Raw genomic sequence first — 16,506 nt, forward strand, 5'->3', positions numbered from 1 at the left:
GTTCCCCTTCAGATGGTGCGGAGCCAGATCTCGCAGGCGAGCGTGGCGTCGAGGCCGCCGTGCCGGAGTTCGGGCGACGAGGGCCGCAGGGTGATGTCCAGGAGCTTGTCGGCGTCGACCAGTCCGGCCTTGGCGAGCAGCGAGTCCCGCCACAGCTCGGCGAGGCGTTCGCGGTTCTCCCGCAGCCCGTTGGCGGCGTCGGCCGAGGCCTCGCCCTTGGTGGTGCGGCGCAGCAGTGCGTCGGGCATCCGGCCGCGCATGGCGCGCTTGAGCAGCGGTTTGAACTCCCATGGCGTGGCGCGTTCCTCGGAGCGGACCGACCAGCACGCCTCGACGACGCGGTCGTCGAGGAAGGGGCTCGCCAGGGGCAGCCCGCTGTGCTCCGCGACCTGGTGCAGGATTCGGGTGGCCCGCGTGCCGTGGTGCAGGGTGTGGATCTCGTTGTGGAGGGCGCGGGTGGTACCGCGGGGCTGTGCCGTGCCGGCGGCCTCCCGCAGGCTCCGGCGTACGGAGGCGGCGGCGTCGGCGGTGGCCCAGACCGGCAGACGGGGCGGGATGTCCCAGCCGAAGACGTCCGGGCTGTGCGGGGCGGGTCGCGGGGCGGTGACGTCGTCGGCGACGTCCGCGAGCCACCTGCCGTAGGGGCGGCTGTCGGCGAGGACGGCCAGGGTCTCGCGCAGCGACCAGCGGTTCTGGGCGCGGTAGCCGCGGATGCTGCGCAGTGCCGTGAGGGGACGGGTGGCCAGCAGGTCACGGTGGTGGGCGGGATGCCCCCACAGGACGTGGTCGCCGCCCATGCCGGTGAGGTGGAGGTGCGACCCGCCGGCGAGGAGCCGGTCGTGGCCGACCAGCTGGCGCGGCTGGTCGAGGATGGTGGGCAGGGGTTCGTCGACGGGTCCGCGCACGTCCAGCAGACCGCTGTAGAAGAGTGGGATCTCGTCGATGTCGAGCAGGATGTGCTCCAGGCCGTCGATCTCGGCGGCGGCGAGCTGGGCCCAGTGCACGTCGTCGTCACCCGGGTCCCTGCTGGGCATGGTGAGCGCGGGTAACGGTGCGGTGCTCACGCCTGCGGCGAGGGCACAGATGGTGGTGGAGTCGAGGCCGCCGGAGAGGTCGGCGCTGACGCTTCCGGCTGCGTCCACCCGCAGGCGTACGGCTTCGTCCAGCGCCGTGCGGAGCGCCTCCGCCCCCTCGGCGAGAGGGACTTGTGTCTGCGGGGGCTGCCACCAGCGGACCGTCCGAGGGGCGGAGCGGCCGAAGCGCAGGAGTTCGCCGGGGACGACGGAGTGCACACCGCGCCACAGGGGGACGTCGCCCAGCGGGTGCGGGACGGAGTCCAGCAGTCGCAGGGCGAGGACGTCCTCGTCGAGGGGCGCGTCGAACAGCCGGGCCAGGACGTCGGAGCGGTTGGCGGCGACGGTGACGCCGTCCTCGGCGGCGTGGAAGAGCCGGCGCATCCCCGAGGCGGTGCCGTGCGCGTGGATCTCGCCGTGTGCCTCGGCGATGACGTGGAAGTCACCGGGGAGGCGCGCGGTGACCCGGTGGACCTCGCCGGGATCGCGCACCCCGGCGATGTGCGCGCTGAGTTCGGGTGCGCCGACGGGGGTGTGCCCGACGAGCGTCACGGAGATTCCCCGGTCGTTGCGGGCCTGGACGGACGTGGCCCAGTTGCCCAGCACGAACGGTCGTCCTGACGGGTGTGTGAGGGTGCGTTCGGCTCGTGTCCCGAGCCGGGAGGCCACGGCGAGGGCGGCCTCACAGTCCGGAAACAGCGCGAACCATCCCTCGCCGTGGCGTGTCATCGGACTACCAGCCCAGGGGCAGACGGACCTTGGGCTCGTGCGGTCCGCGCTTCAGGAATCCGGTGTCCTTGCGGAAGTCGCCGGCCTTGGACAGAGCCGGAACCTCGTAGATCTTCTTGGCCATGGTTCTCATCCCTTCTCGAGTGGCTTTCTAACGGGACGACCCCGTTTCCCGGGAATTCGGTGGCCGCCTGGAAAGATCCTCGATCGGTGGCCACCCGCCGCTCAAGGAGCAACCGGTGGTCGACACGGTCCGCGATCGGGGCGGCCGGGCCTCCCGGCACCTCTTGTCAGGGGCCGCCACCTGGCAGAAGAGGGACCGGCGTGAGAAGGATCCGCCGGTCCGGGCGTGCGGGATCGGCCTGGTCTTCTTGGCTTGTTGGTCACTCTCCGCTTGAGCTTCCTTGGCTCCATCCCGGCCTGCGGCCGCGCACCGTCGGCAGCCCGCGCCGCGTCGCCCTCCCGTGGCGGGCGGCCATCCTGGGCATCCGTTCGATGGCGGAGATGATGGCGGCGCGCGGGATACCCGAGACGTCTGCGAGGTTGACGACCCGTTGGAGCTGGTCGGAGATGTCGTCGAGGCCCACCGGGCCGGAAGCCGGCAGGACGACGGCACCGCGTCCGCGCCCGAAGTCCACGACGCCTTCGCTGCGCAGCATCCGCAGCGCGCGGAGGATCGTGTTCTTGTTGGCGCCGTACTCCTTGCCGAGCTGGTCGGCGGGCGGAAGGTACTCACCCTGGGGGTAGAGGCCCGACGCGATGTCCATCCTGAGTTTCGCCCGGATCTGGGCGTAGAGCGGTATCTCGGCGGCACTGCTGTGGAGGTTGATGTTCCCCGTTCCGGACGCAGTTGACATGTGCTGCTCCCCCTTCTGGTTCACGTTGTGCTCAAGCACTCGTGCCACGCCGTCGACTCGCCGGGGCAGGGGGCAGCCTCAGGGACGGCTTCCGCGTGGTCGGTGCGGAGCCGATGGCTGCCTTCGTCGTTCCCCGGGTCCGGCATAGACCCATGTCGATTCTCGGGCAGACCGTTCTTTCACATCGGTTGATGGCTGGTGCAGCCGTACCGTAGTCCGCACCTTGACGCTCTTCAACCAGTATGGAGATAGTGGACGTTGCACCGATTCATCCGAGTGGAAGAACAGGGCTGGCCGGACCAGAGGGGTGGACGTCATGCCAGAGGAACCGGAACGTGGGTTCGCCGACAAGCTGAACAGGCTCTTCGAGACCGTCAGACCGGATCCCGGCCACGAGTACAGCAACGAGCAGGTGGCCTCTGCCATCCGGGATACCGGAGTGTCGATCTCTCAGAGCTACATCTGGCAGCTGCGGAAGAGCAAGAAGACCAATCCGACGCTGCGTCATCTGCAAGCGCTGGCAGCCTTCTTCGGAGTCCCCGCGGCCTATTTCGTGGACGACTCGGCCACCGCGCGCATCGAGGAGCAGCTCTCGGCCCTCGCCGCCGCGCAGGCACGGCTGCACGAGGCGTCGCAGGGCAGTGATGTGAAGCTGATGGCCATGAGGGCGGGTCAGTTGTCCCAGAAGCACCGCGAACAGGTGATGGATCTGCTGGACGTGGTCTACCGCCTGGAGCAGGCCGAGGGCGGTCCCGGCCAGGACGATGGCCTGAATCGTCCTGGATCATGATGGTCTGACGCCATTGGATGGAGTCTCCAGGCCCCAGGAGATCCACCAGCGGAGTTGGCCCGTGAACGAACGTACGTTACGCAAACGATGTCGGAGCATCCTCAGGGAACTCGGCGTCACCGCCCCCTTGCGGGTCCCCGAGCTGTGCCGGCTCCTCGGCGAGCACCGCGGACGGCCGATCCGGCTGGTCCCGTACTCGCTGCCCGTCCCCGGCCCGTACGGTCTGTGGATCGCCGGCGCGCAGGCGGACTTCATCTTCTACCAGAAGGAGACCAGCCGGGCGCACCAGGACCACATCGTGCTCCACGAGGTCGGGCACATCCTGGCGGACCACGGGAGCGACGAGTCCGAGGACGCCGTCTGGCAGGAGGTGCTGCCGGACCTCTCGATCGAGGTGATCAACCGCGCGCTCCGGCGCACCTCCTACGCCGAGGAGAGGGAGCGGGAGGCGGAACTCGTCGCCACGATCATCCTCGAGTGGGCGTCGGTGCTGGACCGGGTCACGCCCCGCGCGCCGGGTGACGTCTCGGCCCGACGGGTGCACACGGCGCTCGCGGACCGGCAGGGGTGGTTGTGACCGTGCTGTCCCTGGTGCTCGCTGTTGTTCTGTACGGCTCGCTGCTTTGGACGGGGCGGCAGGTCGTACGCGATCCTTCCGACCGGCTACTGCGCGCGGTCTTCCTTTGCATGTTCAGTGCGGGACTCTCCTTCCCGTTGGGCCTGCCCGTAGTCATCCGCCTCGTCGACAGGCTCGCCGGGGACGGTGCCGCGAAGCTGCTGCAGAACCTCTGCCTGCTCGGAGCCGTTTACTTCCTGGGGTGCTTCTTCATCCACTCGGCGTCCGACCCGACCTCGGCCCGGACACGGGTGCGGTGGCATGCGGTGCCGTTCGCCGCGACTGCGGTGATCGCCTCGGCAGCCATGGCTGTGACGCCGCACACCGAGCGGGGCCACACGTACGCGACGGCCGACATGAGGGTCCCCGGTGTCGCGGTCTTCTACCTCTCGGCCGGCGCCTACCTTACGTATGCCGTGGCGGCGGCGCTGTTCTGGACGGTGCGGTACGCGCGGCTGGCGAGCCGGCCGTTGGCGACCGGGCTGCGGATGGTGGCCACCGCATTGGCTGGCATGGTGCTGGCCTCGGCGGCACGGGAGTGCCTGACGCTCGTGCGCCTGCTCGGCGGTGGTGTGCCCCACCCGGTGATCACCGGCGCGAAGCTCCTGCTCGACCTTGCGATCCCCCTCTTCGTAGCGGGCGTGGTCTACCCGGGGCTGGTGACGCGCTGGGCCAGCATCCGTCTGTGGTGGCACCACGGCCGCGTCTACCACCAGCTGGCACGCCTCTGGGAGGCTCTGCACCTAGCGTTCCCGGAGGACGCGCTCGAGCGCACCGGGGGCGGTCGCCGCTGGGACGTGCTGAGTCCGCGGGGCGTGCACCGGCGCTACTACCGGCGTGTGATCGAGTGCCGGGACGGGCTCGTCCGGATCAGTCCCTATCTGGCGCTGGAGGCGGCCACGGCCGACGCCGAGGCGCCACTCACGCCCGAGGTCGCGGCGCGCCATCTGAGGTCCGCGCTGCGGGCGTACGCCTCCGGAGAGGACGCGCCCTCCCAGGCCGTTCCGGTAGCGCTGCCCGGCGAGGGCGACGGCGGACTGGAGAGCGATGTACGGCAGTTGATCCGGCTTTCCGAAGCCCTGACAGCACAATCCTGAACGAGGAGTGACGATGGACACCCTGATATCTGCCGGGCGCGTGGTGAACGGACCGCACGGCCAGGTCCTGGCGGACGGCGCCGTGCTGGTGCGAAACGGCGTCATCGTGGACACCGGACCGCGCCGCGAGGTGGAGTCCCGGGCCCCCGCGGGCATTCTCCGTCACGACTTCCCCGACGGCACGCTGCTGCCGGGGCTCGTCGACGCGCACGTCCACCTTGTTCTGGACGCGGGGGCCGATCCGGTCGCGGCGCTGCGGGAGGCGGACGACGCGACGGTGGCCGAAGGCATTGCGGAGCGGGCGCTTGGTCTGTTGAACGCGGGCGTCACCACCGTGCGCGACCTCGGCGACCGGAACGGACTGGTGACGCAGTTCCGAGACGCCGTCAGGGCGGGACGGCTGCCCGGACCGCGTGTCCTGGCGGCCGGCACTCCTGTGACGGGACCCGGCGGACACTGCTGGTTCCTGGGCGGAGAGGTGAACGGCGAGGACGCCGCCAGGGCGCTGGTCCGCCGCAACGTGGAGCGGGGCACGGACCTCATCAAGGTGATGGCCACGGGCGGGGGCATCACCAAGGGCGGGCCGCCGATCTGGGCGCCCCAGTTCACGGCCGAGGAGCTCCGGACCATCGTGCAGGAGGCGGCGAGTGCCGGCCTCCCGGTGGCGGCGCACGCGCACGGCACCGCAGGCATCGTCGCGGCGGTGGAGGCCGGGGTGAGCACGATCGAGCACTGCACGTGGATCGACCAGGATGGCTTCCGGCTCCTCGACGACGTCGTCGACGAGATCGCCGCCCGGGGCATCGGGGTTTGTCCGGCGGCCAGCCCCGACTGGCGCGGCTTCGCCGAGCGCTTTGGACATGAGCGCGCGGAGGAGATGTTCGGCGGGATCCGCCGAATGCGCGAGCGCGGGGTGCAGCTGCTCACCGGCACGGACGCGGGCGTGAGCCGGGCGGTCTTCGATGACTTCGTGTCCAGTCTCGAGTTCTTCGCCCATCTGGGCTGCACCTCGCAGGAGATCGTCGACCTGGCCACCTGCGAGGCGGCGGACGCACTCGGGCTGGGCAAGGTCACGGGGCGCCTGCTCCCCGGCCTCCGCGCGGACCTCCTGGTCGTCGATGGTGATCCCCTGAGCGACCTCCAGGCGCTGCGTCGCGTTCGGCTGGTGATGGCGGATGGCCGTGTGCATGCCTGACGGGGGGACGGGCGGGAAACGGAACGGCGTTGGGGCGAAGGCGGGACATGACCGGTCGCCCTGGCTGGCCTTGGGCCCCGCTGAGCGCAGCGGCTGCTCTCACTGTCCGAGATGTGGCCCGACGCCGTCAGGTTTGGTAGAGGCCGCAGATCGATAACCCGCGTTGCTCCGGCGTGCGGCCGACAGCTCGTGAGGCCAGTCGATTCTCCCCGGATTCTCCCCACCAGTCGTTGGATGCCAAAAGGCCCTGGTCAGGGGCTCGTCAAGGACAGCACGAGGAGATCGTCCGCATCACTTCTCCCCAGGGACTCCCCAGAGTCTCAAATGGGAGGCTTGCGCGGGAGGTGCAGGCGCAAATCGCGCGTGCTGCGTGAAGGGGTGAGCCTCCGCTTATAGCCAGTCCCGACGCTTGAAAATCACGTACAAACTGACGCAAACCATCCCCATCAAACCGATTGCGAAGGGGTACCCGAGGCTCCAGCCCAGTTCCGGCATGGAGTCGAAGTTCATGCCGTAGATGGTGCCAACGAGTGTAGGCGCAAAGAGGATGGCGGCCCAGGCCGAGATCTTCTTGAAGTCGTCACCCTCGCTCCGCTGACCTGCGGAAATTGCCTACATAGGCGGTCTGACCTGCAGCGATCGACCTTTCCGAGTCTTTCACCCTGCTGCCTGCATATGCAGCCGATTCCCCCCAGCCGCTCCCCACGCGGCCTCATTCCCCCCAGATTCCCCCCAGCGGACTCTGCCTCGCCAAGAGGAGCACCGCAGGTCGGGGGCCATCCAACGTCGCTCACAACAGGTTACTCAGGGGAGTGGCGGCGGGGCGGAGTAGGTGGCAAGGCGGGGCTGGAACAGCTCGGCGAGTCTGCTGTCGCCCGGGGCCGCCATCGTATGCCGCCAGAGTTTCACCAATTCAGCCGTCGACTGGGAGTGCCCCGTGACTGAGCCGCAGCGCAAGTCCTTCTTGGGCGTCATCGTGTGCGCGGCAGAGTGGGTGCTCAGCAGCTGGGTCCGTAGGGGCTCAAGCCATGCATGAACGGCTTGAGGTCCTCGGCCCGGGGCTCTGTTCTCGCACGGTGGTCGTGGTCGTGGACGGGGTACTGCGGCGCAAGGATGACGCTGTGATGCGCGCGGACTTATACGGCATCGGGCTACTAACGGTCCAGGGAGACATGGTGGAAGTGGTGGTGCCACCGCGCCCCTTTGTGCGCAGACGTCATACCGTCACCGGGTGGAAGTTCCTGGAAGACATTCACCGCCAGCCCCCCTGAGCGCCCCGCCCGCGGCACGCTACGTGGCGACGGGGAGCGTTGCCGACACATTGCGGGGCGAGGGGCTTGGAAACCGGACCTGGGGCTGGCGCCCAGGCCGATGCGCTGGTTCTCCAACGCGTAGCGGTCGACCGCGGCCGCGCATGTGTCACGCCCGGTGACACATCCAGCCCCGTCACCAGCAGGCTCGCGGGCAACGCCGGTGGATACCGGCCACTATCTGGCTGATAGCCAGCTTCGTCACGCCGCGGAACCGAGAGACCGTGAGCTCCGTATCGGAAGCTGGTGGGGACTCCATCCCGGCTGTGACCAGCTCGCTTCACGGAGGACACGTGCCGCAGGACATCGAGTTCCACCTCCCCTTCCCGAGCTCCCTCAGCCCGGACCTGGAGAGTGCGCGGCAGCGCAATCTCGAGTGGGTGGCGCGTATGGGTCTTGTCGGGGAGGGGCGCTCGCTGGAGTGGTACGTGTCGTGGGACATGCCGCTCCTGGCCGCCTACGGCTTCCCCTACGCTCAAGGCCCGGCGCTGGACTTGTGCGCGGACGCGATGGCGTTCTTCTTCGTCTTCGATGACCAGTTTGACGGTCCCCTCGGTCAGGACCCCGCCCGCGCCGCGAGGTTGTGCCAGCAACTGATCGACATCGTGCACGGCGCTGCCCTGGCCTCGGGGGCGGATGCGTGCTCGGTGGCGTTCGCCGACCTGTGGGCGCGTAGCAGCGATGGCGCGCACCCGGGCTGGGTGGCCCGTACCGCGCACGAGTGGGAGTATTACTTCGCCATCCAGGCGCACGAGGCGATAGGCCGACTCCGCAGGACGCCCGCCGACATGGAAACGTACCTCCAGGTCAGACGGGGCATAGCCGGCACCGACCTCCCCCTGTCCCTGGGCGAGCGGGCCGCTGGCATCACCATCCCCGCAGCTGCCCTCCACAGCCCGCAGCTGCGCATCATGCGCCAGGCCGCCATCGACGTCACCTTCATGTGCAACGACGTCTACTCGCTGGAGAAGGAGGAGGCCCGCGGCGACATGGACAACCTCGTCCTCGTCATCGAACACACCCGGTCGTGCACCCGCGACGAAGCCATCACGGCCGCCCGCCGGGAAGTGGACGGGCGCGTCGAGCGGTTCCAGGAACTTGCCCTCCAGGTCCCGGCCATGTGCCTACAGCTCGGTCTCACCGGCCCGGAGCGAACCGCTGTGGCCACGTATGTCGAGGTCATGGGGGCCTGGATGAGCGGCTACCACGCCTGGCAGACCCAGACCCGCCGCTACACCAGCGCACTTCAGGTCATCCCCAGCACGGGGCCCGGCTACTTCGACGAGGTCCTGGGGGCGTAGACCGGGTCGTGGCCGGGGCCCGGAGGAGACGACGGTGGCTGCGGCTCACGGCTACCCGCGTCTTTGAGGTGTCGCTTCGGCTATGGCTTGGGGAGGCTTCCGAAGGGGTTGGTGACTTGGGCGTGTCCGTCGAAGAGGAAGAGCGGGTCGTGGGCTGCGGTGGTGCCCGCACCGAAGGCGTTGGTGAAGGCGGCGGCGCCGGGGGCGGCGAGCTTGAGCGGGATGTTCTTGGTGTCCACGGTGGTCGGTGTGAAGGAAACCTTGTCGAGCGAGACGGGGTAGTGGAAGAAGTCGACGTGCGTGGCCGGTGCGCCGTCCTGGGCGATGTCCGCGCTGGTGGAGCCTTCGCCGATCTTGATGTGGATGTGGAGGTTGGTCACATCGATGCGGTGTTGGGAGCCGGTGAAGCGCATGCCTCCCTGGAGGGGCATCTCGCCGCCGGAGAGGTCGGGAGAGAGGTTGCCGGCGCCGGGCAGCGTGACGCAGTTGCCGGTGCTCGTGGCGGGGGCGATCGCTTCGAGCGTCACGTTCTGGGCTGCCAGGGTTCGCTCCGCGTTCGGAGAGAGGCAGAAGGTGCCGCTGCCGCGCAGGGGGAGGTCGGCGCCGATGGCGCCGGCCTGGACGGCGGTGATGCCGAAGGCGGCCGTGGCGGCGAGGGCGAGGACGACCACGCGCTTCTTGGAATTGAAGATGTTCACGCCCCCGGTAACGACTGCTGTCCGGGTTGGAACCGCCAGATCGCTCGTGATCACTCGTACGCGTCCGTCGCCGGTCCGGGCCAGTGGTGGTGCGGGGTGGCCGTTCTGTGTCCGTGTGCCGGGCGGGGGCCGTGCACGCGTCTATGGGGCGCATAGGCGTACGTTGCGTGCCAGGGCTTCGAGGGCTGCGGTGCGGGTCAGTTGGGCGGGCAGCAGGCGGTCCAGGTGAGAGGGGAGTGCGGGCTGGTCGGGGGGCTGGAAGCCGAGTTGGGCGATGCGGGCCATGCCGTGGCTGCGTGGGCGGGAGGCGGCGGGCGGGGCGAGGAGTGGTCGGGTGGGGGGCCGTCCTGTTTCGGTGAGGTGGTCTAGGCAGGCGCGTTCCATGTCGGCGGCCGTCAGGTGGGCGTGGCCGGCGGTGACCCAGTGGAGGGTGGCCATGGAGGTGTCACCGCGGAGCAGGGCGTCGGTCAGGGCGGTGAGGTAGTCGACGAGGAGCTCGATGGGCAGGACGTCGCACCAGTGGTCGGGGTTGACGGGCAGTCCCCCGGTGCGGCCCTGCAGCAGGGCGGTGATCAGGGCGTGGGGGAACTGGTGCCGGGGGGCGGTGGTGGCGTTGTGTGCGGCGAACAGGAGAGCGGGGCGGACGACGGCGACGGGCTGGCTGCAGTGGGCCGTCAGTTCTTCGGCGCGGCGCTTCGAGCTGCCGTACGCGCGCATGGAGCGGGCGGTTAGGTCTTCGCCGGGGGTGTCGAAGGCGGCGGCGGCTGAGGAGAGCAGTAGGACGGGCACGCGTGCCTCGTCGGCGAGGCTGAGGATGCGGCGGGTGCCTTCGGCGTTGATGGTGTCGAAGGCCGTGAGGTCGGGCGGGGCCATGCCGGTGAGGCCGGCGCAGTGCACGATGACGTCGATCTTCGCTGCCAGTTCACGGCGCTCGCTGCTGCTCATGCCCAGGCCTTCGGCGGTGAGGTCACCTTCCACGTAGATGGTCGGGGTGTCGGGCCGCCGGTGGCGGACGAGTGCGGTGACGTCGTGGCGTGCGGCGAGGGCGGGCAGGAGGCTCGTGCCGATCACTCCCGTGGATCCGGTGAGCAGGACGGTGGAGGGGGGCGGGTACACGAGGCTCCTGGAGGTCGGGGGCGCAGTACGCGTCGAACCAGCGGTGGTGGACAGCACGGCGGTCAGGGGCTGATGGCGGCGGCGAGTTCGGCGACCGCGCACTGCCACAGGCGGGGCAGGTCGCGTACGTGCTGGTGCTGTTCTTGTGCGGTGAAGGAGAGGGTGGCGCCGGCCCGGTGGAGGAACAGGACACTGGAGAAGAGGTGCCCGGCAGTCAGCGGAGGCGTGGCGATGCCCGCGGTGACCGATGCACCGTTGAAGGCCATGGGCGTGGGGATGCCGAGGAGGGTGACGCTGGCGAGGGAGTCGCCGGGGGTGAGGGAGGCTGCGATGTGCTTCCACAGCAGGTGGTGCGGCATGCGGTCCAGGAGCCTTCGGGTGCGCTCCCGCGGCCAGTCACCGGTCTGCTGGACAACAAGGGCCAGCCTGTGTGCGGGCTTCGGCTCGTCGACCGGCAGGAGCATGCGCGCGTATCCCACCCGGTTGCCGCGGTCCTGGCGCTCCTGGCGCGAGCGCACGCTGAAGGGGACGCGCACGGCGGCCGGCTGGTCACGTTCGGCGGGGGGCTGCCAGGCGCGCAGGGCTCCGGCCAGAGCGGCGAGGTAGATGTCGTTGAGGGATGCGCCCGTGCGACGGCTGATGGCACGCATGGCCTCCAGCGGGACATCTGCGGTGGCCAGTAGGCGGCTGCGGTTGGGGGCCGGTGCATCGGCTCCGGGGACGGCGCCGTGGCGGGCTCCACTGAGCGGGACGGCAGGGTTGCGGGCATCGAGCAGTCGGCTGAGGGTGTAGGCGGCCGCTGTTCCGTCCTGGGCGCCGTGGTGGACGCGGTAGGCCAGCAGGTACTCGCCTTTGCGTTCGGTGTCCCCGAGCCAGATCCCCCAGCGCGGTCGGTCCTCCCATACGGGCTGGTTGCCCAGGGCTTCCACCAAGAGTGCGGGATGGGTGGCACGGTCGGGGGTGTGGACGTGCCGGATGGCGTCGAAGCCGCTGTCCGGACGCCAGACCTCTGCGCCGACCGGGCCGTCCAGGTGCTGTGCGAGTGCGGGGACCTGCGGCAGGCGGGCTGTGATGAGCGCGGCGATCTGCCCCGCGGTGGGCTTGGGCCCGCGCAGCCGCAGCGTGACACCGATGACGAAGCCGTCGTCGGGACGCTGACGTGACCACTCGAGCATGGCTCGGTCCTGGTGGGGGCTGAACTCTGCGCCCCCAGGGGCGGCTTGCGCGCGCGGTGGGATATTCGCTGCTCCGTCGGTCGGCGCGGGAGGTGAGTTGGTGCTGAGCCTCTGGTCGTGGGGCTGGCCGCCCGGCTGCCGGGTCGCCGCCCTGGCCGCGTCTTCAGGGAACACGGTGTCGTGCCGCTGAGGACTTGGTAGTTGTGCGGCTGTGGGGCCGGTGCTGTGGGGGGCTTTCACTCATGCTCCGCTCGCGCACGTGCGCTCAGGGGTCGGGCGTGCCGTCGATGGAACGATCCCCGGTCGGTTTTGGATGCGTGCGTGAGGGTGACCTGCGGCCGGCAGGAGGACAGAGGGGGCACCGCCCTTCCTAGGGGTGACTCGATCGGGGGAAAGCGTCACCCGATTGCAGTAGCGTGCGGCGGCTCGGTTTCAGCGGATCCCGGCTGTGCGATCAGCTTGCCGTACCTCGCCCTCGCGCCGGGGACAGCCGACGTCACGGCTTGTCCGCGGTGGGAGTTGGGGGAACGAGCCGCACTGCGCTTCACCAGAAGCGCGGGAGCCGGCTCGTCGAGGTGCAACTCGGCGGCACGGTGCAAAGGGGCCTGATGGATATGCCTGACCTCTTCCGTAGGGGCCCCGCCTCGTCGATGGTGACCAGCGTGGCGGGTTCCGCGCGCCAGCTGCCGGAGGATGGCTGGACGCCGCTTCCCCATGTTTTGCACGGCCACACGGCACGCTCAGGGGAGCGCCCGGCGCTCAGCTTCATCAACTACGGCCGTGACGAGAGCGGCACTTGGCAGACCCTGACGTTCAGCCAGGTGGATCTGCGGGCCCGCGCCCTGGCGGCTGCTCTCGAAGCCGGCTTTCCCCGGGGCTCGCGGGTCGCCGTCCTGTGCCCGCAGGGCAACGAGTACAGCCTCGGCCTGCTGGCGTGTCTGTACGCCGGGATGACAGCGGTGCCGCTGTTTCCTCCGGAGGACCCCCGGCGCAGGGACCAGCTGGCGGCCGTGCTGGCCGACGCGGACCCGGTGTGCCTGCTGACCGTCGGACCGGCTGCGGCCGCGTGCCGGGAGCTGGCCGGCGGGCGGGTTCCTGTGTGGCTGGTGGAAGAGACCGACCCGGGACGGGCGGTTGGCTGGTCGGGCTATCGGGCCGGGCCGCAGGAGCCGGCGTATCTGCAGTACACCTCCGGTTCCACCGGTCGGCCCGCCGGGGCGGTCATCACGCACGGCAACCTGGTCGCCAGTACCCGGCAGGTCATCGACGGATGCGGCCTGGGCGCTGAGACCCCGATCGCGAGCTGGCTGCCGCTCTTTCACGACATGGGCCTGTCGATCGGGGTCCTCGCCCCGATGTTCGCCGGGGCACATCTCGCGCTGATGTCGCCGCTGGCGTTCATCCAGCGGCCCGTGCGGTGGCTGCGGCTCCTGGATGCGCACCGCGCTCACTTCAGCGGCGGTCCGAACTTCGCCTACGACCTGTGCGTCCGGAAGATTCCCGACCCCGCCGGGCTGGAGCTGGACCTGAGCTGCGTTCGGGTGCTGACGAACGGAGCCGAGCCCGTGCGCGCCGGCACGCTGCGGCGCTTCAGTGAGGCCTTTGCCGTCTGCGGTCTGCCCGGGGACGCGGTCAAGCCCAGTTACGGCCTGGCAGAGGCGACCGTGCTGGTGGCGTGCAACCGGGTGGGACAGCGGTGGACCGAACTCGCTCTGGACAGCGAGGCGCTCTGCGCCGGACGGGTCCGCATCGTGGACGAGCGCGAAGAGCGACAGCCTCCGGCCAACGTGACCACGGTAGTGGGATGCGGGCGGCCCGTGGGGCAGGAGGTGCGAGTGGCTGATCCGGAAACCGGCGTCGAGCAGGAACCCGGACAGGTCGGAGAGCTCTGGCTCCGCGGCCCCAACATCGCCGCCGGCTACTGGCGCCAGCCCGGGCGCTCCGCCGAGACGTTCGAGTGCACGCTCAAGACCGCGGACGGCAGCCAGGACGGCTGGCTGCGCACAGGCGACCACGGGTTCCTGCACGAAGGCGAGGTGTTCGTGCTGGGCAGGCTGAAGGACGTCGTCATCATCCACGGCGCCAACCACGCCCCGAGCGATATCGAGGACACCATCCGCCGCGCCATCGGCGAAGCAGTACCCGGCGGCGTGGCCGCATTCGCCGTACCCGGCACCGACGCCGAAGGCGACCGTCTGATCGTCATGGTCGAACTCGCCGCCGGTCCCGCCGCCGCCGAGGACATCGGCCTGCGCCGCCGGGTCCAGACGGCGGTCGCCGAACGCCACGGCGTACGTCCCCACGACGTGGTCGCGGCCCGGCGCGGCACACTCCCGCGTACCACCAGCGGCAAACTCCGGCGCGGTGACTGCCGCCAGCACTACCTCTCAACGGTGAACGCCACAGACCCCACGCCCAGGAACGAGGTCACGTGAGCCAGCCCCCCACCCCGGTGGAGATCCGCCACTGGCTGACAGGCCACCTCGCCGCGCTCCTGGAAGTCGCCACCCAGGACATCGACCCGCAGACGCCGCTGGACGCACTCGGCGTCACCTCGATGGAAGAAGTGATCCTCACAGCCGACCTCGAAGCAAGGTACGGCGTGACCCTGCCCATCGCCGACATGAGGCGCCACCCCAGCATCGATGCGCTCGCCGCCCACATCACCACCCGTACCGCCACACACGCCGCGAGCCAAGCGCCTACCACCCTTTCCTTCCGCCATGGAGACCGTATGTACGACAGGCTCGTCGCGATGCTGTTCGAGATCGGCATCGACACCTCGCATGTCACCGCGCAGACCACCTTCCGCCAGCTGGACATGGACTCCCTGTCCCTGACCGAGTTGGCCGTCATGGCAGCCGAAGAATCCGACACCCGCGCGGACGGCATGACCCTGGACACCACCCTGGCCGAGGCCGCACAACAGCTCACGCCCGCCGCCCAGACACAGCAGGCGTAGACCGTGACACCACGCAACCCCGAAGCCGCCGCCCGCACCCGGTTCACGCCTCCTACCGCGGCCCGGTCCGTGCTGCCTCACCACGAGGGCAAGGCGTGCCCCCACCCTGGCACGGGCTGCGCGGCTCGCGCGGCCTACACGAAGGACGTTGCCTCACGGCAGGCGGTGACGGTCGACGGGAACACAGCCATCGCTGTTCCACGCCTGGCTGCGCGTGAAGGTGGTGGGTGGTGAACGGCCCCGCTATCGCCGTCACCGGCCTCGGCATGCTCACTCCTGCCGGGATCGGCGTGGAGGCCGCCTGGGAAGGAGTCCTGGACGGTAAGCCGACGGCCGCCACCAGCACGCGGCTCGCGGGTTTACCGGTCGATTTCTGCTGCTCCCTGCCTCCCTTGGATGCTGCCGATGTACTGGGACGCCGTACCGCGCACCGCCTGGACCGCTCCAGCCAACTCGCTGTCATCGCCGCCAAAGAGGCCCTGCGCGACGCGGGGCTGGAACCCGACACCTGGGACGGTGCGCGTGTAGGAGTCGTGATCGGGTGCGGGGTGGGCGCGTCCCACACGTGGGAGACCCAAGGCAGGCGTCTGCAGGAGTTCGGGCCCCGGCGGGTCTCACCCCTGCTGCTGCCGATGATCGGGCCCAGCACCCCCGCGGGAGAGGTCGCCCTCGCGTGCGGCGCCCAGGGTCCGAGCCTGGCCACCGGAACCGCCTGCGCTTCCGGCGCGACCGCCATCGTGATCGCCCGCGACCTGCTCACCTCCGGGCAGTGTGATGTCGTCATCGCCGGCGGCACCGAAGCGTGCAACACGCCGCTGATCGTGACCGGTCTCGCGCAGCTCGGCGCCCTCTCCGTCCGCTGCGACGATCCCGCGTCCGCATCGCGGCCCTTCGACCAGGCCCGCGACGGATTCGTCCTCGGCGAGGCCGCAGCCATCCTCATCCTCGAACGCGCCAAGGACGCGGTCACCCGCGGGCACCGTCCTCGGGCCCTGCTCGCCGGCTGCGGGTCGACCACCGATGCCTACCACCCCACGACGCCCCACCCCGAGGGCCGCGGCATCAAGCAGGCCATGCTCACCGCCCTCACCGATGCAGGGCTGACGGGAAGCGACATCGGCTACGTCAACGCGCATGGCACCTCGACCCGCCTCAATGACGCCGTTGAAGCACACACCCTGCGCGCCGTCCTGCCCCACGGACCCAAGGTGACCTCCACCAAGGGCGTCCTGGGCCACTCCCTCGGCGCCACCGGCGCCGTCGAAGCCGCCCTCACCGTGCTGAGCATCCAGCACTCTCTGATCCCGCCCACCGCCAACCTCACCACCCCGGACCCGGACATCGACCTCAACCTCGTCACCAAGACCGCAGTCAGGCAGCACGTGGCCGCGGCGCTCAGCAACTCCTTCGGGTTCGGCGGCCACAACGTCGTCCTCGCATTCCGTGCCTCATAGGAGTGCGCGGCCCGGGCCACGCATCGCCTCACCCCCCCCGTGTGAGGTGGGGGTTTCGCAACGTCCGGGCGAGGGCGGCTTACCCCGCCACGACGCGGCCCCGGCCCACCGCCGGCCACGGCGGGCGGTCCGG

14 protein-coding genes and 1 pseudogene are annotated in these 16,506 nt (G+C 70.1%); 8 read left to right on the forward strand and 7 right to left on the reverse strand.

Features of this window, described 5'->3' with window-relative positions; all coding sequences use genetic code 11:
• Window positions 1-8 precede the first annotated feature (8 nt).
• From ACFWBN_RS20430 to ACFWBN_RS20440, 3 genes are all read right to left on the reverse strand, one after another.
• Complete coding sequence (locus ACFWBN_RS20430; RefSeq protein ID WP_385178292.1) at window positions 9-1,679, reverse strand: asparagine synthase-related protein; 1,671 nt, start codon at window positions 1,677-1,679, stop codon at window positions 9-11.
• Window positions 1,680-1,806: 127 nt separating this feature from the next.
• Window positions 1,807-1,926 carry a keywimysin-related RiPP gene (locus tag ACFWBN_RS20435; RefSeq protein WP_250740573.1) on the reverse strand — a complete coding sequence of 40 codons (120 nt, stop codon included), beginning with the start codon at window positions 1,924-1,926 and terminating at the stop codon, window positions 1,807-1,809.
• A 259-nt stretch (window positions 1,927-2,185) separates the two neighbouring features.
• Window positions 2,186-2,659, reverse strand: a complete 474-nt coding sequence (locus tag ACFWBN_RS20440) for a GntR family transcriptional regulator (protein WP_385178293.1) — start codon at window positions 2,657-2,659, stop codon at window positions 2,186-2,188.
• Window positions 2,660-2,975: 316 nt separating this feature from the next.
• Between ACFWBN_RS20440 and ACFWBN_RS20445 the strand changes: the two genes are divergently transcribed.
• The 4 genes from ACFWBN_RS20445 (at window position 2,976) to ACFWBN_RS20460 (ending at window position 6,357) form a co-directional block, all read left to right on the forward strand.
• Window positions 2,976-3,449: a helix-turn-helix domain-containing protein gene (locus tag ACFWBN_RS20445; RefSeq protein WP_250740569.1), complete on the forward strand. Its 474-nt coding sequence runs from the start codon at window positions 2,976-2,978 to the stop codon at window positions 3,447-3,449.
• 61 nt (window positions 3,450-3,510) lie between these two features.
• Window positions 3,511-4,026 (forward strand): hypothetical protein, encoded by a 516-nt coding sequence (locus ACFWBN_RS20450; protein ID WP_250740567.1) that lies wholly within the window; start codon window positions 3,511-3,513, stop codon window positions 4,024-4,026.
• Window positions 4,023-5,162, forward strand: coding sequence for an MAB_1171c family putative transporter (locus tag ACFWBN_RS20455; protein ID WP_385178294.1), 1,140 nt, complete (start codon window positions 4,023-4,025; stop codon window positions 5,160-5,162). The genes ACFWBN_RS20450 and ACFWBN_RS20455 overlap by 4 nt, the downstream gene beginning before the upstream one ends.
• Before the next feature lie 13 nt (window positions 5,163-5,175).
• Window positions 5,176-6,357 (forward strand): amidohydrolase family protein, encoded by a 1,182-nt coding sequence (locus ACFWBN_RS20460; protein WP_385178295.1) that lies wholly within the window; start codon window positions 5,176-5,178, stop codon window positions 6,355-6,357.
• A 390-nt stretch (window positions 6,358-6,747) separates the two neighbouring features.
• Here the strand turns inward: ACFWBN_RS20460 and ACFWBN_RS20465 are convergent.
• Window positions 6,748-6,933 (reverse strand): annotated as a pseudogene (locus tag ACFWBN_RS20465) (CorA family divalent cation transporter); the annotation flags it as partial.
• A 1,027-nt stretch (window positions 6,934-7,960) separates the two neighbouring features.
• Here ACFWBN_RS20465 and ACFWBN_RS20470 point away from each other — a divergent pair.
• Complete coding sequence (locus tag ACFWBN_RS20470; RefSeq protein WP_385178296.1) at window positions 7,961-8,968, forward strand: terpene cyclase; 1,008 nt, start codon at window positions 7,961-7,963, stop codon at window positions 8,966-8,968.
• An 80-nt stretch (window positions 8,969-9,048) separates the two neighbouring features.
• On the opposite strand, the gene ACFWBN_RS20475 is transcribed toward ACFWBN_RS20470, so the two are convergent.
• The 3 genes from ACFWBN_RS20475 to ACFWBN_RS20485 form a co-directional block, all read right to left on the reverse strand.
• Window positions 9,049-9,666, reverse strand: coding sequence for an HtaA domain-containing protein (locus ACFWBN_RS20475; RefSeq protein WP_385178297.1), 618 nt, complete (start codon window positions 9,664-9,666; stop codon window positions 9,049-9,051).
• A 141-nt stretch (window positions 9,667-9,807) separates the two neighbouring features.
• Window positions 9,808-10,782 carry an SDR family oxidoreductase gene (locus tag ACFWBN_RS20480; protein ID WP_385178298.1) on the reverse strand — a complete coding sequence of 325 codons (975 nt, stop codon included), beginning with the start codon at window positions 10,780-10,782 and terminating at the stop codon, window positions 9,808-9,810.
• 62 nt (window positions 10,783-10,844) lie between these two features.
• Entirely contained in the window at window positions 10,845-11,957 is a 1,113-nt protein-coding gene (locus ACFWBN_RS20485; RefSeq protein ID WP_385178299.1) for a wax ester/triacylglycerol synthase domain-containing protein, read from the reverse strand.
• 575 nt (window positions 11,958-12,532) lie between these two features.
• Here ACFWBN_RS20485 and ACFWBN_RS20490 point away from each other — a divergent pair.
• The 3 genes from ACFWBN_RS20490 to ACFWBN_RS20500 all read left to right on the forward strand — a co-directional run bounded on the left by ACFWBN_RS20490 (window position 12,533) and on the right by ACFWBN_RS20500 (window position 16,373).
• Window positions 12,533-14,392, forward strand: coding sequence for a fatty acyl-AMP ligase (locus ACFWBN_RS20490; RefSeq protein ID WP_385178300.1), 1,860 nt, complete (start codon window positions 12,533-12,535; stop codon window positions 14,390-14,392).
• Window positions 14,389-14,919, forward strand: a complete 531-nt coding sequence (locus ACFWBN_RS20495) for a phosphopantetheine-binding protein (protein WP_385178301.1) — start codon at window positions 14,389-14,391, stop codon at window positions 14,917-14,919. The genes ACFWBN_RS20490 and ACFWBN_RS20495 overlap by 4 nt, the downstream gene beginning before the upstream one ends.
• Window positions 14,920-15,149: 230 nt before the next feature.
• Window positions 15,150-16,373, forward strand: a complete 1,224-nt coding sequence (locus ACFWBN_RS20500) for a beta-ketoacyl-[acyl-carrier-protein] synthase family protein (protein WP_385178302.1) — start codon at window positions 15,150-15,152, stop codon at window positions 16,371-16,373.
• Window positions 16,374-16,506 lie beyond the last annotated feature (133 nt).

The organism is Streptomyces sp. NPDC059989 (assembly GCF_042736975.1).
In the GTDB taxonomy this organism is placed as follows: domain Bacteria; phylum Actinomycetota; class Actinomycetes; order Streptomycetales; family Streptomycetaceae; genus Streptomyces.

Coding starts and splice junctions, on each gene's coding strand:
- ACFWBN_RS20435 (WP_250740573.1), bottom strand. CDS start 1,926: ATGGCCAAGAAGATCTACGAGGTTCCGGCTCTGTCCAAGGCCGGCGAC.
- ACFWBN_RS20440 (WP_385178293.1), bottom strand. CDS start 2,659: ATGTCAACTGCGTCCGGAACGGGGAACATCAACCTCCACAGCAGTGCC.
- ACFWBN_RS20445 (WP_250740569.1), top strand. CDS start 2,976: ATGCCAGAGGAACCGGAACGTGGGTTCGCCGACAAGCTGAACAGGCTC.
- ACFWBN_RS20460 (WP_385178295.1), top strand. CDS start 5,176: ATGGACACCCTGATATCTGCCGGGCGCGTGGTGAACGGACCGCACGGC.
- ACFWBN_RS20485 (WP_385178299.1), bottom strand. CDS start 11,957: ATGCTCGAGTGGTCACGTCAGCGTCCCGACGACGGCTTCGTCATCGGT.